Below are 26,057 nucleotides of genomic sequence, written 5' to 3'. Positions count from 1 at the left end.
CGGCGCCGTTTACTGCCCCTGGCCTGCTTCCACCGGGTCGGCCAGGCAGGCCACGCGGCTGCCCGCGCCCGTGCAATCGGCCTGGGCCGGGCCGTCGGGGCTGCGTGTATCGGGAAAACCCGCCAGGCTGAAAGCCGGCGTTTGCGCCGTGCCGGCCAGCTCGATCGCGGGCCGTATGCCGGCGGCGCGGCGGAAAGCCTGCTCGCGACTGTCGTCGGCTTCCAGCACCGGCAGCGCCGTTCCATTGGCCATGCGCGCGTCGCCGCTGCGCTCGGCCATATTGGCAGGCGCCGGCGTGATGCTGGCCGTGGTGGCGGCCGTGGTGTTGAGCAGCACGTAGTTGCCGGCGTCGGCGCCCGACAGCGTGATGCCGGTGATGCTGACGGGTTTGCCGCTGCCGACGGCGGGGGTGTCGAAGTTGCCGGTCGCCGTGCCCACCGTGAGCACATCCGCGCCGATGCGGCCGGTAAAGGCAGCGGCGCCGGTCGCCAGCGTGGCGGCTGTAGTGCCGTCCTGCACCTTGTCGGCGGCGGTGATGCCGCTGACGTTCGCGATCGAGGCCGGCGTGATGGTGGCCGTGGTGGCGGCCGTGGTGTTGACGCTGTAGTTGCCGGCATCGGTGCCCGTGATGGCGATGCCGCCGACGTTCACTGTCTTGCCGGCGCCCGCGTTCTTGTCGGTGAAGTTCGCCGACGTGTTGCTGGTGGAGAGCGCGTCGCCGGCGACCCGGTTGTCGCCCAGCGTCACGGTCGCGGCGGTGCCGCCGTCGTACACCTTGTTTTGTGCCGCGGCGCCCACGGTGAGCGCGCGCTGGGTGATGTTGGCCGTGGTCGCGGCCGTGGTGTTGAATGTGTAGTTGCCGGCATCGGTGCCGCTGATACCGATACCGCTGACGCTCACGGCTTTGCCGGTTCCCACATTCTTGTCGGCGAAGGTGGCCGAGGTATTGCTGGCAGTGAGCACGTCGCCGGCAACGCGGTTGTCTGTGAGAGTCACTCCGGCGGCGGTGCCGCCGTCGTAAACCCGGTTCTGGCCGGTGGCGCTGATAGTGAGGGCGCGCTGTGTGATGTCGGCCGTGGTCGCCGCCGTGCTGTTGACGCTGTAGTTGCCGGCGTCCGTGCCGCTGATACCGATACCGCTGACGCTCACGGCTTTGCCTGTTCCCACATTCTTGTCAGCAAAGTTCGCGGCCGTGTTGCTGGCGCTGAGCACGTCACCGGCCACGCGGTTGTCCGTCAGGGTCACGCCAGCGGTGGTGCCGCCGTCATAGACCTTGTTGCTTCCGGTGGCACTGACCGTGAGGGCGCGCTGGGTGATGTTGGCCGTGGTGGCGGCCGTGCTGTTGACGCTGTAGTTAGCCGCATCGGTGCCGGTAATGGCGATGCCGCTCACGCTGACGGTCTTGCCGGTTCCCACATTCTTGTCGGCAAAGCTGGCAGCGGTATTGCTGGCGCTGAGCACATCGCCGGCGACGCGGTTGTCGCTCAAGGTGACGGTGGCAACCGTGCCGCCGTCATAAACCCGGTTCTGGCCGGTGGCGCTGACCGTGAGGGCCCGCTGCGTGATGTCGGCCGTGGTGGCTGCCGTGGTGTTGACGCTGTAGTTGCCGGCGTCGGTACCGCTGATGCCGATGCCGCTCACGCTGACGGCCTTGCCGGTTCCCACATTCTTGTCGGCGAAGCTGGCAGCGGTGTTGCTGGTGCTGAGCACATCGCCCGCAACGCGGTTGTCGCTCAAGGTGACGGTAGCGACGGTGCCACCGTCATAGACCCGGTTCTGGCCGGTGGCGCTGACCGTGAGGGCCCGCTGCGTGATGTCGGCCGTGGTGGCCGCCGTGGTGTTGACGCTGTAGTTGCCGGCGTCCGTGCCGCTGATGCTGATGCCGCCCACGTTGACGGTCTTGGCGATGCCCACGTTCTTGTCGAGGAAGGCGGCCGAGGTGTTGCTGGCGCTGAGCACATCGCCGGCCAGGCGGTTGTCGGCCAGCGTCACGGTGGCGGCGCTGCCGCCGTCGTAGACACGGTTCTGGCCGGTGGCCGTGACGGTCAGGGCCCGCTGGGTAATGGTCAAGGCGCCGTTGGTCAGGGCCAGGGTGTAGTTTTCATTGTTGGTGGCGCTGGCGGTGATGGCCACCGGGCCGGCGGCGACGGCCGTCCTGTCCACCGCGGTGGTGCTGTAGCCGACGCCCACGCCGGCGGCGGTGTCGCCGTCGATCAGGCCGCCGACCACGCCGGTCAGCAGCGGGTTGCTGTCGCCATACACCTTGGTCTTGTTGTCGGCCGTGACGGTCAGGGTCGGCGCGATACGGTAGAGGAAGGTGTTGGCGCCGCCGGCCGGCACATAGCTGGCATCGCTGTTGTAGCGCTTGCTGTAGCCGGTGACGCCCTCCAGCGTGGTTCCCGGGTCGCCGCTGTAGGCCAGGTAACGGCCGGAGGCAGCCACAATGCCGCCCGCACCCACGTTGTTGATGAGCTGGCCGCCGGTGCTGGTGCCGGCCGCATTGGAACTGCCGGCCTTGAGGACCACGGCATCGCCGGTGGCGGAAGAACTCACGGCGTTGTTCAGCGTGAGGTTGGAGGCCGCGCCGGTGGTTTCGATGCGGGTGGAGCCGACAGTGGTTACACCTGCCACCGCGCCCACAGTTCCAACCACCAGCGCGCCGCTTTGTTTGTAGTCCACGCTGGTCGTGCTGGCCGCCAGGGTGGTGACGGCATTTCCGGTATGGCCCAAGGTGTAGGCGCCCCCGGTGCCGGTTAACGCCAGGCCGGATGCGCTTATGGCCCCGGACTGCGTGACAGCACCACTCGCTGAAAGTGTTGCATCGCCGGCCGTGGCGACCGCGGCAATTGCCACCCCATTGGCATCGGTGTACCGGATAGTGCCTGATGCGTTGGCCGTGTCGCCCGCATTGCGTGCCTGCAAGTTAATGACGGCGGCATCATTGGCGCTATTGGTCAGCGCGATGTTGGCAGTACCCGCCGAAAGCGTCTTGACGTTGAGCGTCCCGGCCGTGATATTGCCGGTTGACGCCGTCTGTGTAACCGCGCCAGTGGCTGTAAGGTCCAGTGTGCCGCTTCCGACGCTGGACGCGCTTGTTCCCACGCCCAGATTGACTGCGCCGGTGCGCACAAAGGCATTGGCATTGCCTGTGGTGTTGACGCTGAGGTTGCTCGCCGCGACGTCGATGCCGTTGCTGGCGTCCGTGCCGATCTGGCCGTTGGCATTGAGCGAGACGTTCTGCGCGGTGATGGTCTGCACACCGGTATCGGTGATGGAGCCGGCGTTGAGCGTCAGGGTCTTGCCGGCCAGGGCGACCGGCCCGCCGATTGTCATCACGCCGGTGCTGGCCGTGTCGCCGATGACGATGGGGCCGGTGGCGCCGGTGGCGAAGGCGGTGATTTCCGCGGCCGTGAGGTCAAAGCCGGACGCGCCGGCCAGCGACATGGCGCGGTTCGCGGTCTTGGCCTTGAGCGTGAGCACGCCGCTGGTGGCCAGCGCGTTGTTGCCGGTGTTCGCGGCGATGGCGACCGTGTCGGCCGTGATGGTGATGGGGCCGCTGCCGGCCGTCACGTCGATATTCGCGTTCTGCGTGTAGCTGCCGGTGCCGGTGTCTATGGACACCGCGCTGTTGGTGGTGCCGAGGTTGCCCGTCAGCGTCACGCCGTTGTTGCCGTTGTTCAGCGCGAAGCCGCCGGCCGCCGTGATGCCGTTCAGGGCGGCGATGGCATTGGCCGAGCTGCCGAAGTTCAAGGAACCGGCGCCGGTGCCGGCCACGGCCAGCGAAGCGGCCGTCACGGCGCCCGACTGGGTGATATTGCCGTTCGATTGCAGCGTCAGCGTGCCCGTGGTGTTGACGGCGGCCACGTCGAAACCGGTGGCGTCGCGGTAGGCAATCGCGCCGGCGGCATTGGCCGTGTCGGCGGCATTGCGCGCGCGCAGGTCCACGCTGGTGGCCTCATTGCCGGCGTTGTTCAGCGTGATGTTGGCCGTGCCCGCGGACAGCGTCTTGGCCACCAGCGTGGGCGCGCTGATGGCGCCCGTCTGGGTGATGGCACCGCCGGCCACGACCGTCAAGCTGGTATTGGCCGTGGACGTGCCCAGCACGATGGCGTTGCTGTCGCGCAGCGAAACATTGTTGCCGCTGGTGACGGCCACACTTGAGAAGTTGTTGCCGGCATTGGCCAGCGTGATGTCGTTGGCCGCGCCGGCCGCCAGCGTGGTGGCGCCGGTCACGGTGAGGGCGCCGGTTTGCGTGATGGCGCCGCTGGTGTTCACGGCCAGCGTGCCCGAGACGGTGGAAGTACCCAGCGCCAGCGCATTGGCGTCCGCAAGGCTGACGTTGAGCCCGGAGACCACGGTCACCGCGCCGGTGAAGTCGTTGCCGGCATTGTTCAGCGTGATGTTGTTGCCGGCACCGGCCGTCAGGGTGGCGGTGCTGGCCTTGATGGCGCTGGTCTGCGTGAGGGCGCTTCCCGCCGTCATAGTCAGTGCGTTGACGTTGAGCGCGCCGTTCAGGCTGATGTCGCCGGTGTCGGCGCCGCTGGTGGTGGCCGTCAGCGAGGTGGCGCCGGTGACACCGGCCGATGCGCCGCCTATGGCGCCCACGGCGATGTCGTTGGCCGTCACGGTCAGCGCCGACAGCGCCAGGCCGGCGCCCGTGGTGCCGGCAATGCCCACGTCGCCATTGCCCGATTGCAGCACCAGCGCGCGGCCCGAAGCCTGGCTGTTGACGGCGCCGTCAAACTGGATGTTGGCGCCTACGCCCGCGCCGGCATTGCCGCCGCGCGAGTCCAGCGTGATACTGGCCGCGTTGAGCAGGGCATCGTCCTTGATGCGGATCGCACCGCCGGCGCCCGAGACCGCGCCGCCGGCCTGGCTGCCGCCCAGCGCCGTGAGGCCGCCGGCCAGCGTGATGGTGGGCGTGGCGCCCGCCGCATCGAGCGTGATGCCGCCCGCGTTGCCGCCCGCCGCCACGCCCGTGCCGCCGTTGCCGCCGCTGGTGGTGATGGCGGCAACCGAGAGATTGCCGCCTGTGGACACCAGCGACACCGCCGCGCCCTGGCCGCCGGCCTGGCCGGCGCCCGCGCCGTTGCCGCCTATGGTGTTCAGCGTGCCGCTGCTGTTGATGGCCGCCGTGGAGTTCACGGTGATCGCGCCGCCGTTGCCGCCCGCGCCCGTGCCGCTGCCATTGCTGCCGTTGGCCGAGATGGCGGCCGTGCTGACGCCGGCCCCCGAAATATCGACAGTGCCGGCATTGCGGCCGTTGGCCGTGCCGGTGGCGGCGCCGCCGGAGGTGGCGATGCCGCCTACCGTCACGGTGCCGCTCGCGGCGGAAATACTGACATTGCCGCCCAGGCCCGAGGTGCCGCCCACGGTGGAGATCGCACCCGTCGTGAGGTTGCCCGCGGCATTGCTCACGCTGACGCTGCCGGCCGTGCCGCCGGCACCGGTGCCCGCCGCATTGCCGCTTTGCGCGGTGAGCGCGCCCGTGGTGACATTGCCGGCCACCGTGTTGGCCAGGCTGATGCTGCCGGCATTGCCGCCGTCGCCGTTGGTCGTGCCGCCCGCGCCGCCGTTGGCGGTGATGGCCGCCGTGGTGACCGTTCCGCTGGAAGTGATGCCGACAGCTGCGCCGCTGCCGCCTTTTTCATTGGCGCCGGCCGCAGCCGCGCCGCCCGAGGCGGTAATGGTGCCTGTGCCCAGGTTGACGCCGGCGCCGTTGAGGGTGACCGTGCCGGCATTGCGGCCGGCCAGGCCGCTGACCGTGGTGCCGCCGCTGGTGGTGATGTTGTTGTTGAGCACGGACACCTGGCCCAGGGCCGACAGGCTGACATTGCCGCCGTTGCCTTTGACGCCACCTGTGGTGGTGATGGCCGCGGTGGAGAGCGTTCCTGCTGCCGCCGTGTTGGTGACGCTGACGCTGCCCGCCGTGCCGCCCGCGCCCGTGCCCAGCGCATTGCCGGTTTGCGCGACCAGGGTGCCGGTGCTGATGTTGCCGCTGCCACTGTTGTTGAGCGTGATGCTGCCGGCATTGCCGCCGGCCGCGTTGGTACCGGCCGCTGCGCCGCCGCTGGCGGCCAGGTTGGTGACCGTGACGCCGCTGTTGCCGGTGATGGAAATCGCCGCGCCGTTGCCACCGGCCTGGTCGCCAGCGGCTGTGCCTGCCGTGCCGCTGGCGGTGACGGTGGTGCCGGTCAGCAAACCACCCGTGGCCTGCAGCGTGACGGTGCCTGCATTGCGCCCCGAGGTGCCGGCATTGGCCGTGCCGCCGCTGGTGCTGACGGCGCCCGCCGTCAGCACGCCGGCCGTTGAAGTGGCGCTGATATTGCCGCCGTCGCCGTTGGCGCCGCCCGTGGTGGTCAGCGCACCGGCCGTGATGGTTGTGCCGCTCAGCGTGATGCTGCCGGCCGCACCGCCCGCACCTGTGCCGGTGGCGCCACCGGTCGAAGCCGTGATGCCCGCGGCGACGCCCAGCGTGCCGCTGCCGGTGATGCCGACCACGCCGGCATTGCCGCCAGCCTGGTTGGTACCCAGGCCCGCACTGCCGCTGGCGGTGACCAGGCCGGTGACCGAGCGGTTCACGCCCGTGATCGTGACATTGCCCGCATTGCGGCCGGCGCCGGTGCCGCCGGCCAGCACGGTGCCGCTGGTGTTCAGCGTGCCGGCGACCGTCACCCCGGCCTGCGATGCCAGCGTGACCGCACCGCCGTTGCCGCCCGCCGCGCCGCTGCTGTCTATGGCGCCGGTACTGAGGTTGGCGCCGGCCGCGCTGTTGCTCACGCTGATGCTGCCGGCCGCGCCGCCCGCGCCTGTGCCCATCGCCGCGCCGGTGCGCGCCGTGAGCGCACCCAGCGCGATCGCGCCAGTCGTGGCGGAGTTGTTCTGTACGCTGATGCTGCCGGCATCGCCGCCGTCGCCGTTGGTGGTGCCGCCCGCGCCGCCGCTGGCGCTGAGGGCGCCGGTGGTCACGGCATCGGTGCTAGTGATGCTGATGGCCGCGCCGCTGCCGCCCTTCTGGCTGGACGTGGCCGCTGCCGCGCCGCCGCTGGCCGTGATGGTGCCTGTGCCCATGTTGAGGCCGGCACCGCTGATGGTGACCGTGCCGGCATTGCGGCCGGCCAGGCCGCTGACCGTGGCGCCGCCGCTGGTGTTGATGTTGTTGTTCAACACGGACACCTGGCCCAGCGCCGACAGGCTGACATTGCCGCCATTGCCCTTGGCGCCGCCTGTGGTGGTGATGGCGGCCGTGGACAGTGTTCCCGCTGCGGCCGTGTTGGTGACGCTGATGCTGCCCGCCGTGCCGCCCGTACCTGTGCCCAGCGCGTTACCGGTCTGCGCGGCCAAGGTGCCGGTGCTGATATTGCCGCTGCCGCTGTTGGTGAGCGTGATGCTGCCGGCATTGCCGCCGGCTGCGTTGCTGCCGGCCGCCGCGCCGCCGCTGGCGGCCAGGTTGGTGACCGTGATGCCGCTGTTGCCGGTGATCGAAATCGCAGCGCCATTGCCGCCGGCCTGGTCGCCTGTCAGCGTGCCGCTGGTGCCGCTGGCCGTGACCGTTGTGCCGGTCAGCAAACCACCCGTGGCCTGCAGCGTGACGGTGCCCGCGTTGCGGCCGCTCGTTCCCGCATTGGCCACGCCGCCGCTGGTGCTGACGGCGCCCGCCGTCAGCACGCCGGCCGTTGAGGTGGCGCTGATATTGCCGCCGTCGCCGTTGGCGCCGCCCGTGGTGGTCAGCGCGCCCGTGGTCACGGCCGTGCCGCTCAGCGTGATGCTGCCGGCCGTGCCGCCCGCACCTGTTCCGGTGGCCGCGCCCGTGGAGGCCGTGATGCCCGCGGCAACGCCCAGGGTGCCGCTGCCGGTGATGCCGACCACACCGGCATTGCCGCCGGCCTGGTTGGTGCCGTTGGCCGCGCTGCCGCTGGCGGTGATGGCACCGGTGACTGAGCGGTCCACGCCGGTGATCGTGACGTTGCCGGCATTACTGCCGGCGCGCGTGCCCGCGGCCAGCACCGTGCCGCTGGTGTTCAAGGTGCCGGTCACGGTGACGCCGGCCTGCGAGGCCAGTGCGACCGCGCCGCCGTTGCCGCCCGGGCCGCCCGCGGTGTTGATGGCGCCCGTGTTGAGGTTGCCGGCGGCCGCGTTATTGGTGACGCTGATGCTGCCGGCCGTGCCGCCGACGCCGGTGCCTGTGGCCGCGCCGGTTTGCGCTGTCAATGCCGCCGTCACGATGTTGCCGCTGCCGCTGTTGCCGACTGTGATGCCACCGGCGTTGCCGCCCGTTCCGCTGGCGCCCGCACCGACCCCGCCGCTGGCGGTAATGGCCGCACCGGCGATGCCGCCTGTCGCGGTGATGGAGACCGCGGCCGCATTGCCGCCGTTGCCGGCCGTGTTGGCGCCGGTGCCGCTGGCCGCCACGGCGCCCAGCGCGGTGATGGCGCCGGCTGCCGTGATATTGATCGCGCCGGCATTGCGGCCCGAGGTATTGGCCAGCGTCCCGCCACCGCTGCTGGTGACAGTGCCCGCACTCAGCGCACCGGCAGAGTTGAGCGTGACCGAACCACCGTCGCCGTTGGCGCCGCCGGTCGTGGTGATGTTGCCGGTGCCCAGGCTGGCGCCGGCGGCGCTGTTGGTGACCGAGATGCTGCCGGCCGTGCCGCCCGCGCCTGTGGTCACGGCATTGCCGGTGCTCGCGGTGAGCGCGCCGATGGCGATATTGCCGGCGCCGCTGTTGGCCACGCTGATGCTGCCCGCGTTGCCGCCCACCGAAGGGCCGGCGCCGCCACTGGCGCCGCTGGCCGTGAGGGTGCCGGTAGCGCTGATGCCATTGGTGGAGGTAATGCCGATGTTGCCGCCGGCGCCGCCGGTTTGCCCCGCGCCCGATCCGGCGGAGCCGTTGGCCGTGATGGCGGCAACCGTGACGCCCGCACCTGTGATGCTGACGGCGCCGCCGCTGCGGCCCGGGTTGCCGGCGCTGGCCGCACCACCGGTGGCGGTGATGGCGCCGGCCAGGTTGATGATGCCGGTGGCGTTGAGGGTGACGTTGCCGGCATTGGTGTTGGCCGCGCCGGTGGTGGTGATGGTGCCGGCCGCCGTGCTGGTGATGCTGGCCCCTGAGAGATTCACGCCACCGGAGGCCGTCAGTGCGGCATTCAAGGCAATCGTGTTGCCGGCTTCAAAGCGGACCTTGTTGCCCGCCGTCATGGCCAGCGCATTGGCCAGCGTGATGTTGTTCGTGGCCTGCAGGTAGAGCTCGCTGTAGCCGGTGACGTCGGCGACCTGGATGGTGTAGGTGCTCGCGGCCGGTGGGTCGGCGAAAGCCACATCGGGCGTGCCGTCGGCATTGTTGGGCGGCGAGGGCTGGACCGAGGCGTTGAGCAGGATGTCCTGCGGGTCCAGCAGCACGCGTCCGCCGCTGCCGGCCGGCGCGGCCACGTCAACGCTGCCGTGCAGGTCCAGCTGCTGTTTGCCCGAGACCTCGACAAAACCGCCATCGCCGCCGTTGGCGCCGCCGCGCGCGCTGATGGCACCGCTGTGGCGGGTGTCGCCATCGGCCCAGACCACTACCTTGCCGCCCTTGCCGCTGTCGGTTGCGTCGGCACGCACCGTGGCGCCCGCCGCGATGTAGGTGCGCGAGGCGTTCTGCACGGCGGCATTGGAGCCCTGGTAATCGCCGCCCACCAGCGCGGTGCCGCCGCCCGCGGCGCCGGACACATTGATGGAAGCGCCGCTGTCGAGCGCCACCTTGTCGCCCAGCACCTGCACCGTGCCGCCGCTCTGGCCTGCCGCCGCGCCGCTGGCGTCCAGCGTGCCCGAGACATGGACCACGCCGGTGCCGCCGCCGCTCAGCACAATCGTGCCGTTGCGCTCCACCGCCGAGTTGGCGCGTATCACGCCGGACTGGTTGATGACGGTGGCCATTGCGTCGCCCATGGCGCTGGCCAGCACGGCGACCTGGCCGCCCGCGGCCGTGATGCTGCCGCTGTTGTTGATCGCGGCCTGCGCGGCCGCAGCGTCCACCGAGAAGCGCACCAGGCCCGCGCCTGAAGCGTCAACCGACACACGCGAGCCTGCCAACAGGCCGACGGAACCAGCCTCGGCGCTGATGGCGCCGGCGTTGGTGACCTGCGGCGCGGCCAGCAGCACATAACCGCCGCGCGCGGCATTGATGCTGCCGTAGTTGCTGACGGCGCCCGTGCCCGTGCCGCTGAAGCTGTAGCGCCCGGCCATGAAGTCGCCGTTGCCGATGTCCAGGCTGGAGGCGACCAGGCCGCCCACATTGACCTGCGCGCCGGGCGCGAACATCACGCCCGACGGGTTGACCAGGAAGACCTGGCCGTTGGCACTGAGCGAGCCGAAGATGGAAGAGGCGCCGTTGCCGATGACGCGGTTCAGCGCGACGGACGATGCGCCGGGCTGCACGAACTGCATGGACTGGCCGGCGCCTATGTTGAAGCTTTGCCAGTTGAGCACGGCCTTGTCGCTGGCCTGGTTGACCACCATGGCATTGGCCGAGGGCGTGCTGACGCTGGCCTGGCCGGCCACCACTTGCGCGCCTTCGGGCAAGGCGGTAGCCCAGGGCGAAACGGCGGCCAGCAGCGTTGCAAGCAGCTGCGACAGGCGGCGGCCGCTGCGGATGCGGTAGGTGGCGCGCAGCTTGCGCGAGATCCTGACCACCACGGTACGCACAGCCCAGGGTCGGTAGGCGGCGTGGAGGCTGGAAGCGGTGGTGCTCATGATGGGCATTCGGAATGAAGGGGTGTACTAAAACCAGGTCTGGGCCGACAGCCAGGCGCGCGGTGCGCGGTCCGGGTCGCCGGTGGAGGGTTGCGCGGGCGTGGTGCGCCAGGCCAGGTAGCTTTTGATGAGGAACTTGCCGGGCCGGCCCAGCGTGGCGCCCACGCCGAAGGAGCCCAGGCTCAAGGTGTTGGTGTTGCCGGGCACGGTGGCGCCGTTGCGGTTGAAGTGCACGCGCCCGAAGTCGTAAAAGGCGAGCAAGGTCAGCGGCTCGCCCCAGGGCGCTTGCGGGAACTGGTAGCGCGACTCCAGGTTGAGCAGGAAACCCGTGTCGCCTACGCCTTCGCCCACCGGGTAGCCGCGCACGCCGTTGGGCCCGCCCAGCACCATTTTTTCGGCGGAGCTGAGGTTCTTCGAGGCGAGCTGGGCCTGGGCCGCGAGGTGAACGCTGTAGGGCGCATCGAAAAACTGCGAGCGCTGGAACTCCAGGTTCAGCTTGCTGAAGCCGCCCGCCGTGCGCAGGCCGCCCAGGCCGTCGTCCAGGGCCTGGTCGGCCGCATTGAGCGTGAGGCGGCCGAAAGTGAGGTTGAGGGCATAGTTGTTCAGGCCGCTGCCGCCCATCGCATCGTCGACAAAGTTGCCCGCCAGGCCCAGCCTGAGCGCCTGGACTTTGCGCTCGCTTTTGAGCGCGGGCGTGCGGGTTTCGTCGACCAGCTTTTTGTGTTCCGCGCTGATGAAGCCGTAAAGATTGGCACCGCGCCCGCGCAGCAGCGGCTGGGACAGGCTGACGCCGGCGATGTCGGCGCTGCCGCTGGCGCCCAGCGCTTCGAACTGTTTGCCCAGCGCGTAATCGAGCCGCGCCAGGCTCAGGCCCAGCCGCGTGCCGGAAGCGCCCACCGGCAAGGTGTAGCCCAGGCGGTAAAGGGTGGAGCCGGCCTGGTCGCTGTGCTGGGCGCTCAATGCCACCACGTCGCCGCGACCCAGCAGGTTGTTGATATTGGCGTTGAGCACGGCGCGCACTGCGCCGGCGGTGCGTGCGCCGTGGTTGTCGATGCTGACGGAGCCGTCAATACGCGGGCCCTTGGCCTGCACGGTGACCAGCACATCGGCCTGGCCCAGGCGCTCGCCGGGCTGGACGGTCGCGGCGGCCTCGAAGCCGGCCAGGTCGCGCAGCAGCAGCACGGGTTTGTCGAGCGCGTATTCGGTGACGGCGTCGCCCGTCTTGAGCTGGCCGGCCACCAGGCTTTCGGCGAAGGCCTGTGAAATGCCGGAGCCTTCCACGCGCACCGTGACGCGGCCCACGCGCGCTTCGAGGATGGCGATGGTGACGCTGCCGCCCTGGGCGGCGAAGGCCTGCTCAGGCAAATAGGCCTGCGTGAGCAGGTAACCCTTTTGCCGGTAGTAGGCGCTGACGCTGTTGGCCGCTTCGCTCAGGCCGGCCATGTCGGTGGGCTGGTTCAGGCGGGACGCGAGCAGGGCAGCGAGCAGCTCGCTGGAGAACACCGTGTTGCCGGTGAAGTTGAAGGCCGCCGGCGTGATGCGCGCCGCGCCGGGGGCGGGCGGCGTGGCCTGGGGTGGCCGCAGTTCCAGCGGCGGCTCGCCACGCGGCGGCAGCTGGGGCAGAGGCCCCGGAGACTCCAGCAGGGTGCCGGCATCCGGCCGCAACTGGGCCAGCGCAGGCGCAGCCCCGGCGGCGCAGGCAGCCCATACAAACCAGGCCGAGGCCTGGCGCAGTGAAACATGAGGAAGGGACAAGCGCAAACCCTTAAGCCAGATTGCAACAAAATGTTGTAAACAGGTTGTAGTCTTTTGGGTTCACTCTGTCCAACAGTTTCCCTGTTTCGGACGCAGTTTTAGCGCGTATCTGTTTGTTTTTTCACACTTTTTTGATGTCGACCGGGCCAGGCGGCGAAGCGGCCCCCGAAATGTTGCAATTTGTAAAAATGCCGCTGCGCGAACTGTTTGCAGGCCCAGGCGCTATGGATTGTTTAGGCCCAATCAATTGGCCAAAAGATTAGTCAATCTCTACCATTGATGGAGAATCAATCGCTTTTAGCTATTTCAAAGGAGAGGCTGATGACTGAACTTGTACGCGCCAACCTGCCCACCCTGAAAAAAACCGCCAGCTATTACGTGGTGCACGTGACGGTGGCCGCGCTGGTCGCCTATGCGGTAACCGGCAGCTTTCTGCTGGCGATCACGCTCAGCCTGCTGGAGCCGACCGTGCAGGCCTTTGCCTTTTTCTTCCATGAAAAAGCCTGGCAGCGCTGGGGCGGCCAGCGCGCGGCCGCGCCCGTGGCGATGGGCGCCTAGCGGACTCAGTCTGGCCGGGGACTACGGCTCAGGCCGTACCCCAGACTTCACGTGCGGTCTCCACGACCAAGCGAAGCTTGTTGCGCTGCGCCTCGACGGCGATGTTGTTGCCGTGCACCGTGCTGCTGAAGCCGCACTGCGGTGACAGCGCGAGCTGCTCCAGCGGCGCGTATTTTGCGGCGTCCTCGATGCGGCGCTTGAGGTCGTCCTTGCTTTCCATTTCGCCGAACTTGGTGGTGACCAGGCCCAGCACCACGGTCTTGCCCTTGGGCAGGTAGCGCAGCGGCCGGAAGTCGCCGCTGCGGCTGTCGTCGTACTCGAGGAAGTAGGCGTCCAGGTCCATCTCCTTGAGCAGCGCCTCGGCCACCGGCTCGTAGTTGCCGGCCGCGGCGTGGGTGCTCTTGAAGTTGCCGCGGCACAGGTGCATGGCCAGGGTCATGCCGGCGGGTTTTTGCGCGACCACCTTGTTGATGAACTTCGCGTAGCGGTGCGGCAGCTCATTGGGGTCGTCACCGCGCTGGCGCGCCGCTTCGCGCATTTTTTCGTCGCACAGGTAGGCCAGGTTGGTATCGTCCATCTGCACATAGGTGCAGCCGGCCGCGGCCAGGCTGCGCAGCTCGTCGCCGTAGGCCTTGGCCACGTCGTCATAAAAATCCGGCTCGAGCTCGGGATAGGCCTCCTTGCTGATGCCGGCCCGGCCGCCGCGAAAGTGCAGCATGGTGGGCGAGGGAATCGTGACCTTGGGCGTGTTGCCCGCGCTGACCTGGCTTTTGAGGTACTGGAAGTCGGCAAGCTGGATGTCCTTCACGTGGCGCACCTTGTCGATCACACGCATCACGGGCGGCGCCAGTTCCATGCTGCCGTCGGGCCGCTGTATGGTGACCGGGATGTCGGTCTTCACGCCGCCGATTTGCTCGAGGAAATCGATGTGGAAGTAGGTGCGGCGGAATTCGCCGTCGGTAATGCTTTTAAGGCCCACGTCTTCCTGGAACTTCACGATTTCGGTGATGGCTTGGTCTTCAACCTTGCGCAGCTGTTCGGGCGTGATCTGGCCCTTGGCTTTCTGCTCGCGGGCTTCCAGCAGGTATTGCGGGCGCAGAAAACTGCCGACATGGTCATAACGGGCGGGTAGTTTGGCGGTCATGGGAAAGTCTCCGGAGTTGGCGAATTTGCAGATACAGGCACCATGGTATTCCAGCTGGAAACAGCCTCATTGAATACAACAACTCCTGATTTACCCTGAATTTTGGTCTTTTACTTGGCTTTTTGGCGATTTATGTATACATTGAGTATCCATGGATGCCAAAAAACCCACTTTTCCACTCAACGCCTGGTATGCCGCCGCCTATGACGTCGAAGTCGGCCGCAAGCTGCTGGCGCGCACCATCTGCAAGCAAAAACTCGTGATGTTCCGCCGCACCGACGGCCAGGTGGCCGCGCTGGAGGATGCCTGCTGGCACCGGCTGCTGCCGCTGTCCATGGGTTCGCTGGACGGCGACGAAGTGACCTGCGGCTACCACGGCCTGGTCTATAACGCCCAGGGCCGCTGCACCCATATGCCCAGCCAGGAAACCCTCAACCCCTCGGCCTGCGTGCGCGCCTTTCCGGTGGTGGAAAAACACCGCTTCGTCTGGATCTGGCCCGGCGACCCGGCCAAGGCGGACCCGGCGCTGGTGCCCGATATGCACTGGAACGACGATCCGGACTGGGCCGGCGACGGCAAGCTGATCACTGTGAAGTGCGACTACCGCCTGGTGGTGGACAACCTCATGGACCTGACCCACGAGACCTTTGTGCACGGCTCCAGCATCGGCCAGCGCGCCGTGGCCGAGGCGCCCTTTGTGGCCACGCACGGCGACCGCAGCGCCACCGTGACGCGCTGGATGGAAAACATAGCCGCGCCGCCTTTCTGGGCCGGGCAGATCGAACACGCACGCGGCTACAAGGGCAAGGTGGACCGCTGGCAGATCATCCGGTTTGAAGCGCCCTGCACCGTGAACATCGATGTCGGTGTGGCCGAGGCCGGCTCGGGCGCGCCGCCCAAAGACGGGCAGCCGGGCGACCGCAGCAAGGGCGTCAACGGCTTTGTGCTGAACACCGTGACGCCCGAAACCGACGGCAGCTGCCACTACTTCTGGGCCTTCGCGCGCAACTACTGCCTGGGCGAGCAGCGCCTGACGCACCAGCTGCGCGAGGGCGTGGCCGGCATCTTCCGCGAGGACGAGCATGTGCTGGAGGCCCAGCAGGTCGCGATCGAGGAACACCCGGACCACCAGTTCTACAACCTCAACATCGATGCCGGCTCCATGTGGGCCAGGCGTCTGATAGACCGCATGATCGCGCAGGAAGCACCGCCTGCGCCTGTGATTCCCATCCGCCTCGCGGCCTGACCCCCCTGGTGAAAGCACTCCTTATGGCCAACGCCGCCAACCCAACCGCCGCATCCAACAACAGCCTGGAAAGCGCGCAGGTGAGGGCACAGCTGCAGCTGCGCGAGATGATCCTGGCAGGCGAGCTGCCCGGCGGCGCACGCATCGCCGAGCTGTCCATCGTCGAAAAGCTGGGCGTTTCGCGCACACCGATACGCGCCGCGCTGATGCGGCTGGAGCAGGAAGGCCTGCTCGAATCGCTACCCAACGGCGGTTTTGCGGTGCGTACCTTTTCCGAGCGCGATGTGTCTGAAGCGATAGAGCTGCGCGGCACGATTGAAGGCCTGTCGGCGCGGCTGGCGGCCGAGCGCGGCGCGCCCACGGTGGTGCTGGGCGAAGCGCGCGAATGCCTGAACCGCATCGACGCGGTGCTGAGCCAGCCGGCCTTGAACGACGAGGCGTTTTCGGACTATGTGGCGCTCAACGAGCGTTTTCACGCGCTGCTCAGCGAGATGGCGGGCAGCGAGGTGATCGCGAAAGAACTGGACCGCGTCTCCAGCCTGCCTTTTGCCTCGGCCTCGGGTTTTGTGGTGGTGCAGGCCAACTCGCCGCGCGCGCGCGACATGCTCATCGTGGCGCAGGACCAGCACCGCCAGGTGCTGGACGCCATCGAGCAGCGCGAAGGCTCGCGCGCCGAAGCCATCATGCGCGAGCACTCGCGCCTGGCCCAGCGCAACCTGCGCGCCGCCGTGGCCAGCCACAACCTGGACCAGATGCCGGGCGTACGCCTTATCCGGAAGAAATGACCCCCCGAAGCGGCCTGCGGCCGTCTCCCCCCAAGGGGGCGCCGCCTGTGGCCCGGCAAAGCCGGTTCCACGACGGCCCGTGAATTGAAGAGACTAAAGAGACCACGGAAAACTAAATGAAAGCAAATTCCAGCTGGACCGACGCGGTCATTGATTCTTTTGAAGACCTCACGCCCACCGTGCGCGAGTTCCGCATACGCCCCGCCGACGGGCAGGGCGTGCCGCGCCATGAACCCGGCAGCCACCTGCAGGTGCAGCTGCTGGTGGGCGGCAGGCCGCAGCAGCGCTCTTATTCCCTGGTCGGCGAGCCCGACGGGCAAAGCTGGCGCATCGCGGTCAAGCGGCTGGACGACGGCCGCGGCGGCTCGCGCGCGATGTGGCAGCTGGCCGCCGGCGACCGGCTGCAACTGAGCGGGCCGCACAACCATTTCCCGCTGGACCTCAATGCGCCGGCCTACCTGCTGGTGGCCGGCGGCATAGGCATCACGCCGCTGCTGGGCATGGCCCAGTCGCTGGCCGGGCGCTGCGCGCCATCGGGCCGGCCGCTGCGTATGCTGTACGGCGTGCGCAGCGAAGCCGAGCTGGCTTACGGCCAGGCACTGCAGGCCTGCCTGGGCCCGCGGCTGCATACGGCCGTCGACGCGCGCATCGACTTCGCCGCCGAGATCGCGGCCTTGCCGCCGGGCGCGCAAATGTATGTCTGCGGCCCCGTGCCCATGCTGGATGCGGCGCGCCATGCCTGGGAGGCCTCGGGCCGGCCGGCGACCGACCTGCGTTATGAGACCTTCGGCAACAGCGGCCGTTTTGCGCCGCAGGCCTTCCGGGTGCTAATTCCGCGCCATGCGCTGGACATCACCGTGCCGGCCGACTGCAGCCTGCTGGACGCGCTGGAGCTGGCCGGCGTGGAGGCGGTGTCCGACTGCAAGCGCGGCGAGTGCGGCTTGTGCACGCTGGACGTGCTGGCGCTGGACGGCGAGATCGACCACCGCGACGTTTTTCTGAGCGAGCATGAGAAACAGGGGAACACGCGGCTGTGCGCCTGTGTCTCACGCGTGGTCGGCTCGGTGACGCTCGATTCTTCCTACCGGCCCGACCTTTGACAAGGCAACTTGTGTGCGATCACCGGGCCATGCGCGCGATGATCGCGCAACGTCGATGAACAGGCATCAAACCAGGGGATGACCCGCGACAGAATGAACGCCAAGGGTGTTCGCATAAAGAACATTTGTGCAGATACCGCACTCATACTAGACTCGCAGCGTTTTGCGGCCGCATGCCGGGACGCAGCGGCAAGCACTGAAAAATCACCAGGAGACAAACATGAAAAAACGTAGCTTTCTTACCGCCGCCGCGCTGGCGGCCGCCACACTTGCCGCCGGCCCCGTGCTGGCCCAGGACAACACCTTCAAGATAGGCCTGATCCTGCCGATGACAGGCCAGCAGGCCACCACCGGCCGGCAGATCGAGGCGGCCGCGCGGCTTTATATGGCGCAAAACGGCGACACCGTGGCGGGCAAGAAGATTCAGCTGATCGTGAAGGACGACACCTCGCTGCCGGACACCACGCGCCGCCTGGCGCAGGAGCTGGTGGTCAACGACAAGGTCAATGTGCTGGCAGGCTTCGGCATCACGCCCTCGGCCCTGGCCACCGCGCCCATCGCGACGCAGTCCAAGACGCCCATGGTGGTGATGGCGGCGGCGACCTCCAGCATCACGCAGGCCTCGCCCTACATCGTGCGCAGCAGCTTCACCTTGCCGCAGGTCTCGGTCGCGCTGGCCGACTGGGCACCCAAGAACGGCATCAAGAAGGTGGTCACGCTGGTGTCCGACTACGGCCCCGGCATTGACGCCGAAAAATTCTTCAAGGACCGCCTGACCTTCAACGGCGGTGAAGTGACCGACGCGCTGCGCGTGCCGCTGCGCAACCCGGACTTCGCGCCCTTTTTGCAAAAGGTGCGGGACAACAAACCCGACGCGCTCTTTGTCTTTGTGCCTTCCGGCGCCGGCGCCGCGGTGATGAAGCAGTTCCTCGAGCGCGGCCTGGACAAGGCCGGCATACGGCTGATCGCCACCGGCGACGTGACGGACGACGACCAGCTCAACGACATGGGCGACGGCGCGCTGGGCGTGGTGACTTCGCACCACTACTCGGCGGCACACCCCTCGGCCGTGAACAAGAAGTTTGTGGAGGCTTTTTCCAAGGCCAACAAGGGCTTGCGTCCCAACTTCATGGCCGTGGGCGGCTATGACGGCATGCGCGTGATTTATGAAGCACTCAAGACCAGCAAGGGCCAGGGCGGCGGCGACGCGCTGCTCGCGGCCATGAAGGGCCAGCTGTTTGAAAGCCCGCGCGGCAAGATCTTCATCGACGCGCAGACGCGCGACATCGTGCAGGACGTCTACCTGCGCAAGGTCGAGAAAAAGGACGGCCAGCTTTACAACGTGGAATTTGACGTGATCAAGGACGTGAAAGATCCAGGTAAAGCCAAGTAAGCACGCCGTCCTTCGCGTGGGGAGGCCGGGACACAAGCGCCGTCCGGCCCCCACCCCATCCCTCCCCCAGCGGGGGAGGGAGCAAACATCCAGAATCGACCCATGCTGACGCTTCTTTTTGACGGTATCGCCTACGGCATGCTGCTGTTTATCCTGGCGGTGGGCCTGGCGGTGACCATGGGCTTGATGAATTTCATCAACCTTGCGCACGGCGCCTTCGCCATGGCCGGCGGCTACATCACCGTGCTGCTGATGCAGCATTTCGGTGTGCCCTTTTTGCTGTGCCTGCCGCTGGCCTTTATCGGCTCGGCACTGCTGGGCGGCGTGCTGGAGCGCACGCTGTACAGGCCGCTCTACAACAAGCCGCACCTGGACCAGGTGCTGTTTTCGATAGGCCTGGTGTTCATGGCGGTGGCCAGCGTGGACTACTTCGTCGGCTCGACGCAGCAGATCGTGCAGCTGCCGCAATGGCTCAAGGGCCGCACCGAGATCGGCAGCGGCGCCTGGATGCTGGGCATGGGCCACTACCGGCTGTTCATCATCGCGGTCTGCGCGGCGCTGACGGTGGGCCTGCAATACCTGCTGGCGCGCACGCGCTTCGGCAGCCGGCTGCGCGCGTCGGTGGACGACCAGCGCGTGGCCGCCGGCCTGGGCATCAATGTCAACATCGTGTTCCTCTCGACCTTCGCCGTGGGCTCAGGCCTGGCCGGCCTGGGCGGCGCGTTGGGCGCCGAGGTGCTGGGCCTGGACCCGGGCTTTCCGCTCAAGTTCATGATTTATTTCCTGATCGTGGTGGCCGTGGGCGGCACCTCATCGATCACCGGGCCGCTGCTGGCCGCGCTGCTGCTGGGCATCGCCGACGTGGCGGGCAAGTACTACATCCCCAAGCTGGGCGCCTTTATCGTCTACAGCCTGATGATCGTGATCCTGATCTGGCGGCCGCAGGGCCTCTTTGTGCGCAAGGGAGGCAAATAGCATGAGCAACACCCAGACATCGCTGCTCAAAAGCAGCCGCTGGAAACCCTGGGAGCCGGTGCTCTGGCTCATCGCCTTCGCCGCACCGGTGCTGATGCCCAGCCATGCATCCCTCATCAACGAGATCGCCATCGTCGCGCTGTTCGCCGTGTCACTGGACCTGGTGCTGGGCTACACCGGCATTGTCTCGCTGGGCCATGCGGCCTTCTTCGGCATAGGCGGTTATGCCGCGGCGCTGTTCGCCAAACTGGTCATGCCCGACCCGCTGCTGGGCCTGGCCGTGGGCGTCACCACCGCCACGCTGCTGGGCGCGGTCTGCTCGCTGACCATCCTGCGCGGCAGCGACCTCACGCGGCTGATGGTGACGCTGGGCGTGGCGCTGATCCTGCTGGAGCTGGCCAACAAGCTGGACTGGCTGACGGGCGGCGCCGACGGCCTGCAAGGCGTGGTCATGGGCCCGCTGCTGGGCCGCTTCGAGTTCGACCTTTCGGGCCGCACCGGCGCCTATTACTCGCTGGCCGTGTTGCTGGTCCTGTTTGTGCTGATGCGCCGCCTGGTGCATTCGCCGCTGGGCGCGACGCTCAAGGCCATACGCGACAACCGCCTGCGTGCCATGGCGATCGGCATCCCGGTCGCGTCCCGGCTGGCGGTGGTCTACACGGTGGCTGCCGGCGTGGCGGGCGCGGCCGGCGCGCTGCTGACGCAAACCACCGGTTTCGCCTCGCTGGATTTGTTCGAATTCCACCGTTCGGCCGACGTGCTGCTGATCCTGGTGGTGGGCGGCGTGGGCTGGCTGTATGGCGGCGTGGCCGGGGCGATTGTGTTCAAGCTGATGCAGGACGCGCTTTCGTCCATCACGCCGCAGTACTGGACCTTCTGGATAGGCCTTTTCCTGGTGGTGCTGGTGCTGGTGGGCCGCGAGCGCCTGGTCCGGCCCTGGACCTGGCTGCCGCGGCGCGGGGGCCGGCCATGAGCGCGCCGGTCCAGGACGCGGTGCTGTCCGCGCAAGGCCTGGTGATGCGTTTCGGCGGCATCACCGCCACCAACAATGTGAGCCTGAACCTGCGGCGCGGCGCGCGCCATGCGCTGATAGGGCCCAACGGCGCGGGCAAGACCACACTGGTCAACCTGCTGACGGGCGTGCTGCAACCCACCGAGGGCCGCATCTTCCTCGAGGGCGAGGACATCACGCGGCTGGCGCCGCACCAGCGCGTCAAGCGCGGCATGGTGCGCACCTTCCAGATCAACCAGCTGTTTGACTCGCTCACGCCGCTGCAGACGCTGGCGCTCACCGTGTCCCAGCAGGCCGGGCTGGGCGCGAAATGGTGGCAGGCGCTGGGCCGCAACCGGGCCGTGGCCGAGCGCTGCGAACAGTTGCTGGAACAGTTTCACCTGACGGAGGTGATGGACCAGCCGACCCGCGTGCTGGCTTACGGCAAGCGCCGCCTGCTGGAGATCGCCGTGGCGCTGGCCTGCGAGCCGCGCGTATTGCTGCTGGACGAACCCGTGGCGGGCGTGCCGGCCGGCGAGCGCGAGGAGCTGCTGCAAACCGTGGCCGCGCTGCCCGCTGACGTTTCGGTACTTTTGATCGAGCACGACATGGACCTGGTGTTCAGCTTCGCCACCACCATGACGGTGCTGGTCAACGGCACGCTGCTGACCGAGGGCACACCCGAGCAGATCGCCGCCGACCCGCAGGTCAAGGCGGTCTACCTGGGCCATGGCGAGGAGCATGGGGAGGTGGCCCATGGCTGAGTTGCTCAAGGTCGACAAACTGCGCGCCGGCTACGGCGAGGCGGTGGTGCTGCACGAGGTCTCGTTCACGCTGGGCGAAGGCCAGACGCTCGCGCTGCTGGGCCGCAACGGCACCGGCAAGACCACGCTGATCAACACCCTGGCGGGCGCGACGCGCCAGCACGGCGGGACCATCTCCTTCGGCGCGGGCGCATCCATGGTCGCGCTGCACCAGCTGCCCTCGCACGAACGCGCGGCCAGCGGCATAGGCTGGGTGCCGCAGGAGCGCAACATCTTCAAGTCGCTGACGGTGCACGAGAACCTGACGGCGGTGGCGCGGCCCGGCAAATGGAACCCGGATGGCGTGTACGCCATGTTCCCGCGCCTGGCCGAGCGCAAGGCCAACCTGGGCACGCAGCTGTCGGGCGGCGAGCAGCAGATGCTGGCCGTGGGCCGGGCGCTGGTGCTCAATCCCAGGCTGCTGCTGCTCGACGAACCGCTGGAAGGCCTCGCGCCCATCATCGTGGAGGAGTTGCTGCGCGCCATACGCCGCATCACGCGCGAGGAGGGCCTGAGCGCCATCATCGTGGAGCAGCACCCGCAGGCCATCCTGGCGATTTCCGACAGCGCCGTGGTGCTGGACCGCGGCATGGTGGTGCACACGGGCACGGCCCAGGCGCTGCGCGAGCAGCCCGAGCGCCTGAACCATTTGCTGGGCGTGGCGCGTTGAACGGACGGGCTGCGCGCCCGGCCGCTCCGTTCAGTATTTCGCGCTTAAAGCGCCCAAAAAACATCTACGCGCTGTTATCGTGAACCAGCTTCGCGGCAACGCGGCTTTCCATGCTGAAAAGTCAAAAGCGAAGCACCTTTTTGCGTAGATTCACTTACTAGGGTTTTCCCGTCCAACGGCCTACAATCCAGACCCTTACAAGAAATTGACGGTCGCCCGACCGTTTCCGCTGGAGACCCTGCTGATGCCGACACCCACCGCCGCGACGCCCGCCGACCGTGAAGAAAAACGCGCTGAACTGCGCCGCGCCGCCCTTGAATACCACGAGTTTCCGACCCCCGGCAAGGTGGCCATCGCGGCAACCAAGCAGCTGACCAACCAGCGCGACCTGGCACTGGCTTACTCCCCCGGCGTCGCCGCGCCCTGCGAAGAGATCGTCAAGGACCCGAACAACGCCTTCAAGTACACCAGCCGCGGCAATCTCGTGGCCGTGGTGACCAACGGCACCGCCGTGCTGGGCCTAGGCGACATCGGCCCGCTGGCCTCCAAGCCGGTCATGGAAGGCAAGGGCGTGCTGTTCAAGAAGTTCGCCGGCGTCGACGTGTTCGACATCGAGATCGACGAAAAAGACCCGGCCAAGCTGGTCGACATCATCGCCTCGCTGGAGCCGACCTTCGGCGCCATCAACCTGGAAGACATCAAGGCGCCCGACTGCTTTTATGTGGAGCGCGAGCTGCGCAAGCGCATGAAGATCCCGGTGTTCCACGACGACCAGCACGGCACGGCCATCACCGTGGGCGCGGCGGTGCTGAATGCGCTCAAGGTGGTCGGCAAGGGCCCCGGCCAGGTCAAGCTGGTAACCTCCGGCGCGGGCGCCGCGGCGCTGGCCTGCCTGAACCTGCTGCTCAAGCTGGGCATACAGCGCGAAAACGTATTCGTGACCGATCTCGCCGGCGTGGTCTATGAAGGCCGCACCGAGCTGATGGACGAGGACAAGATCCAGTTCGCGCAGAAGACCGACGCGCGCACCCTCGGCGAAGTGATCGCGGGCGCGGACATCTTCCTGGGTCTGTCGGCCGGCGGCGTGCTCAAGAAGGACATGGTCGCCAAGATGGCGGCCAAGCCCATCATCCTGGCGCTGGCCAATCCGAATCCCGAGATCACGCCCGAGGACGTCAAGTCCGTGCGCGACGACGCCATCATGGCGACCGGCCGCACCGACTACCCCAACCAGGTCAACAACGTCCTGTGCTTTCCCTATATCTTCCGCGGCGCGCTGGACGCCGGCGCCTCGACCATCACCGTCGAGATGGAAATCGCGGCCGTGCATGCGATCGCCGAACTCGCCCAGGCCGAGCAGAGCGAAGTCGTGGCGGCTGCCTATGTGGGCGAGAAGCTGGCCTTCGGCCCCGAATACCTGATTCCCAAGCCTTTTGATCCGCGCCTCATGATGAAGATCGCGCCTGCGGTGGCGCAGGCGGCGGCCGACAGCGGCGTGGCGCTGCGGCCCATCCAGGACATGAACGCCTACCGCGACAAGCTGCAGAGCTTTGTCTACGCCTCGGGCACGGTCATGAAGCCGATCTTCGCGGCCGCCAAGGCCGCCAGCCGCAAGCGCGTGGCCTATGCCGAGGGCGAGGAAGAGCGCGTGCTGCGCGCCTGCCAGATCGTGGTGGACGAGGGCCTGGCACGGCCGACGCTGATAGGCCGGCCCGCCATCATCGCCCAGCGCATCGAAAAATTCGGCCTGCGCCTGAAGGAAGAGCTCGACTACGACGTGGTCAACGTCGAGCAGGACCACCGCTACCGCGACTTCTGGCAGACCTACCACCGCATGATGGAGCGCCGCGGCGTCACCGTGCAGATCGCCAAGATCGAGATGCGCCGCCGCCTCACGCTGATCGCCGGCATGCTGCTGCACAAGGGCGACGTGGACGGCCTGATCTGCGGCACCTGGGGCACGACGGCCCACCACCTGGACTACCTGGACCAGGTCATCGGCAAGCGCGAGGGCGTCAACACCTATGCCTGCATGAACGGCCTGCTGCTGCCGAATCGCCAGGTCTTCCTGCTCGACACGCACGTCAACTGCGATCCGACGGCCGAGCAGCTCGCCGAGATCACCACCATGGCGGCCGAGGAAATGATGCGCTTCGGCATCAAGCCCAAGGCGGCCCTGCTGTCACACTCGAACTTCGGCTCCTCCAACCTGCCCAGCGCCCTGAAGATGCGCCGCACGCTGGAACTGCTGCGCGAAAAAGCGCCCTGGCTGGAAGTCGACGGCGAAATGCACGGCGACATGGCGCTGGACGCCGATGCGCGCGGCCTGATCATGCCCAACAGCACGCTGGCCGGCGAGGCCAACCTGCTGGTGCTGCCCAATATTGATGCGGCCAATATTTCGTACAACCTGCTCAAAACGGCGGCCGGCGGCAACATCGCGATCGGCCCCGTGCTGCTGGGCGCGAACAAACCCATGCACATCCTGACCGCCACCGCCACGGTGCGCCGCATCGTCAACATGACGGCCCTCACGGTAGCCGACGCCAACGCGGCCCGATAAGCCCCAATTAGATAGCCAGCACTAACTTATTTAGGTAAGAAGCCCGGTCTTTACTGCCTAAATTTTCAGCAGCCACTTGCGTTTTCCGGCCACTTGCGGCAAACTAGCTCTCTTGAAATTTAAGGGTTAACCCGAAATCGGCGGGCGGACCCTGGGTTCAGGAAAGGCTTCTTTTTCATGTTGCGCAATGGGTGGGGACGTCGGCAGGCAGCCAGAATGGCCGGCCTGCTGGTCTTGGCAACCAGCCTGAGCGGGCTGATCCCCAGCGTGGTGCAGGCCAAGGGCGCGGATTCACCGGCGCCGGTCGGCACGATCGCAGCGGCCCAATTGCCCCCGCAAGGGCGCGACATGATGACGCTGATTTACCAGGGTGGGCCGTTCAGGCATGACAAGGACGGCGTGGTGTTTGGCAACCGGGAGCGACTTCTTCCGGCCAACCGTCGCGGTTACTACCGCGAATACACCGTCCGAACGCCCAATGAACGCAGCCGGGGAGCCCGGCGCATTGTTTGTGGCGGCTTGAAACCCACCGCCCCGGATGCCTGTTATTACACCGACGACCACTATGCGAGTTTTCGCAGAATTGTTCAGTAAATGAGCTGTGGTTGTTATTACGAGTTTTTGACTTCAGAGAAAGAGTAGCGGAGATGGATACACCACTTCGTCGGGACCACGAGACGCCGGTACGCAAGGACGGCGAAACGCCCTTGCGCGGCGTGCGGCCCAATATCGTTCAATCCATACGCGCCTTCCGGGTGCAGGACCTGCAGGACGCCGCGACGCAGCTGAACCAGCATTTCCTGTATGCCAACCTGGGCAATGCCCAGAGCAAGCAGGACGTGCTGGACATGATTGCGGCGCAATACACCTTCCCGGCCCACTTCGGCAAGAATTTCGACGCGCTGTACGACTGCATGACGGACCTGGTCCACAAGTCGGGCCCGCAGCCCGGCTTCATCGTCGTGCTCGAGCAGATTCCGGCCAACGCCAAATTTGACAAGGAAGCGCGCGAGCAGCTGCTCGACATCTTCCGGGATGCCTCGGACTACTGGGCGGATCGCAAGATACCGTTCAGATGCTTCTATTCTTTTCTGTAGCCCGCTCCCCAGACATCGGCCAAGGGGATCGGGCGAATGAGGCCCAGCAAGCAGTTGCAGAAGGTGAAGAAGTCATGCCTACCGACAAACTGGTGGACGTGTCACCTCTGGCATTGCGTATGAGCAGCCCGTTTAACGCGGGTTACTGGCTCGCCGCTGCTTGAAGTAAACCAAATGGAAATGGGCGCCGCTGGCGCCCGCAAAAAAGCCCGTCGATGACGGGTTTTTTTATGCCGGAAATTGGCG

General features: G+C 67.4%; 15 protein-coding genes. 12 read left to right on the top strand and 3 right to left on the bottom strand.

The window, feature by feature from the left end; translation table 11 throughout:
• Positions 1-9: 9 nt before the first annotated feature.
• Positions 10-10,731 carry a YDG domain-containing protein gene (locus ACEN9P_RS11515; protein ID WP_495622015.1) on the bottom strand — a complete coding sequence of 3,574 codons (10,722 nt, stop codon included), beginning with the start codon at positions 10,729-10,731 and terminating at the stop codon, positions 10-12.
• Between the two features lie 27 nt (positions 10,732-10,758).
• Entirely contained in the window at positions 10,759-12,486 is a 1,728-nt protein-coding gene (locus tag ACEN9P_RS11510) for a ShlB/FhaC/HecB family hemolysin secretion/activation protein (protein ID WP_495622014.1), read from the bottom strand.
• 321 nt (positions 12,487-12,807) lie between these two features.
• Between ACEN9P_RS11510 and ACEN9P_RS11505 the strand changes: the two genes are divergently transcribed.
• Positions 12,808-13,044, top strand: a complete 237-nt coding sequence (locus ACEN9P_RS11505) for a DUF2061 domain-containing protein (protein WP_477662200.1) — start codon at positions 12,808-12,810, stop codon at positions 13,042-13,044.
• A gap of 28 nt (positions 13,045-13,072) precedes the next feature.
• Here ACEN9P_RS11505 and ACEN9P_RS11500 read toward each other — a convergent pair whose 3' ends face one another.
• Positions 13,073-14,188: a 5-methyltetrahydropteroyltriglutamate--homocysteine S-methyltransferase gene (locus ACEN9P_RS11500; protein WP_074580226.1), complete on the bottom strand. Its 1,116-nt coding sequence runs from the start codon at positions 14,186-14,188 to the stop codon at positions 13,073-13,075.
• A 151-nt stretch (positions 14,189-14,339) separates the two neighbouring features.
• On the opposite strand from ACEN9P_RS11500, the gene ACEN9P_RS11495 reads away from it, so the two are divergent.
• From ACEN9P_RS11495 to ACEN9P_RS11445, 11 genes are all read left to right on the top strand, one after another.
• A complete protein-coding gene (locus tag ACEN9P_RS11495; RefSeq protein ID WP_495622013.1) occupies positions 14,340-15,434 on the top strand; it encodes an aromatic ring-hydroxylating dioxygenase subunit alpha in 1,095 nt (364 codons plus the stop codon).
• A gap of 23 nt (positions 15,435-15,457) precedes the next feature.
• The gene (locus ACEN9P_RS11490; RefSeq protein ID WP_495622167.1) at positions 15,458-16,219 is read left to right on the top strand and encodes a GntR family transcriptional regulator; all 762 of its coding nucleotides are present in this window, start codon (positions 15,458-15,460) and stop codon (positions 16,217-16,219) included.
• Positions 16,220-16,335: 116 nt separating this feature from the next.
• Entirely contained in the window at positions 16,336-17,319 is a 984-nt protein-coding gene (locus tag ACEN9P_RS11485; protein WP_495622012.1) for a PDR/VanB family oxidoreductase, read from the top strand.
• Positions 17,320-17,539: 220 nt separating this feature from the next.
• Positions 17,540-18,712 carry an ABC transporter substrate-binding protein gene (locus ACEN9P_RS11480; protein ID WP_477662197.1) on the top strand — a complete coding sequence of 391 codons (1,173 nt, stop codon included), beginning with the start codon at positions 17,540-17,542 and terminating at the stop codon, positions 18,710-18,712.
• A gap of 102 nt (positions 18,713-18,814) precedes the next feature.
• Positions 18,815-19,687: a branched-chain amino acid ABC transporter permease gene (locus ACEN9P_RS11475; RefSeq protein ID WP_074580221.1), complete on the top strand. Its 873-nt coding sequence runs from the start codon at positions 18,815-18,817 to the stop codon at positions 19,685-19,687.
• Between the two features lies 1 nt (position 19,688).
• On the top strand, positions 19,689-20,660 hold the full coding sequence (locus ACEN9P_RS11470) for a branched-chain amino acid ABC transporter permease (protein WP_477662195.1): 972 nt from the start codon (positions 19,689-19,691) through the stop codon (positions 20,658-20,660).
• Positions 20,657-21,442 carry an ABC transporter ATP-binding protein gene (locus ACEN9P_RS11465; protein WP_477662194.1) on the top strand — a complete coding sequence of 262 codons (786 nt, stop codon included), beginning with the start codon at positions 20,657-20,659 and terminating at the stop codon, positions 21,440-21,442. Before ACEN9P_RS11470 ends, ACEN9P_RS11465 begins: the two co-directional genes overlap by 4 nt.
• Positions 21,435-22,151: an ABC transporter ATP-binding protein gene (locus tag ACEN9P_RS11460; protein WP_477662193.1), complete on the top strand. Its 717-nt coding sequence runs from the start codon at positions 21,435-21,437 to the stop codon at positions 22,149-22,151. The genes ACEN9P_RS11465 and ACEN9P_RS11460 overlap by 8 nt, the downstream gene beginning before the upstream one ends.
• 244 nt (positions 22,152-22,395) lie before the next feature.
• Positions 22,396-24,714, top strand: a complete 2,319-nt coding sequence (locus ACEN9P_RS11455) for an NADP-dependent malic enzyme (protein WP_477662192.1) — start codon at positions 22,396-22,398, stop codon at positions 24,712-24,714.
• Between the two features lie 216 nt (positions 24,715-24,930).
• Positions 24,931-25,308 (top strand): guanyl-specific ribonuclease, encoded by a 378-nt coding sequence (locus tag ACEN9P_RS11450; protein WP_139201092.1) that lies wholly within the window; start codon positions 24,931-24,933, stop codon positions 25,306-25,308.
• 53 nt (positions 25,309-25,361) lie between these two features.
• A complete protein-coding gene (locus ACEN9P_RS11445) occupies positions 25,362-25,811 on the top strand; it encodes a barstar family protein (protein WP_477662191.1) in 450 nt (149 codons plus the stop codon).
• Positions 25,812-26,057 lie beyond the last annotated feature (246 nt).

It is taken from the genome of Polaromonas sp. Polasp52 (genome assembly GCF_059491565.1).
The sequence above is the reverse complement of the archived record's forward strand: the minus strand, read 5'-3'. Positions and strand labels throughout refer to the sequence as shown.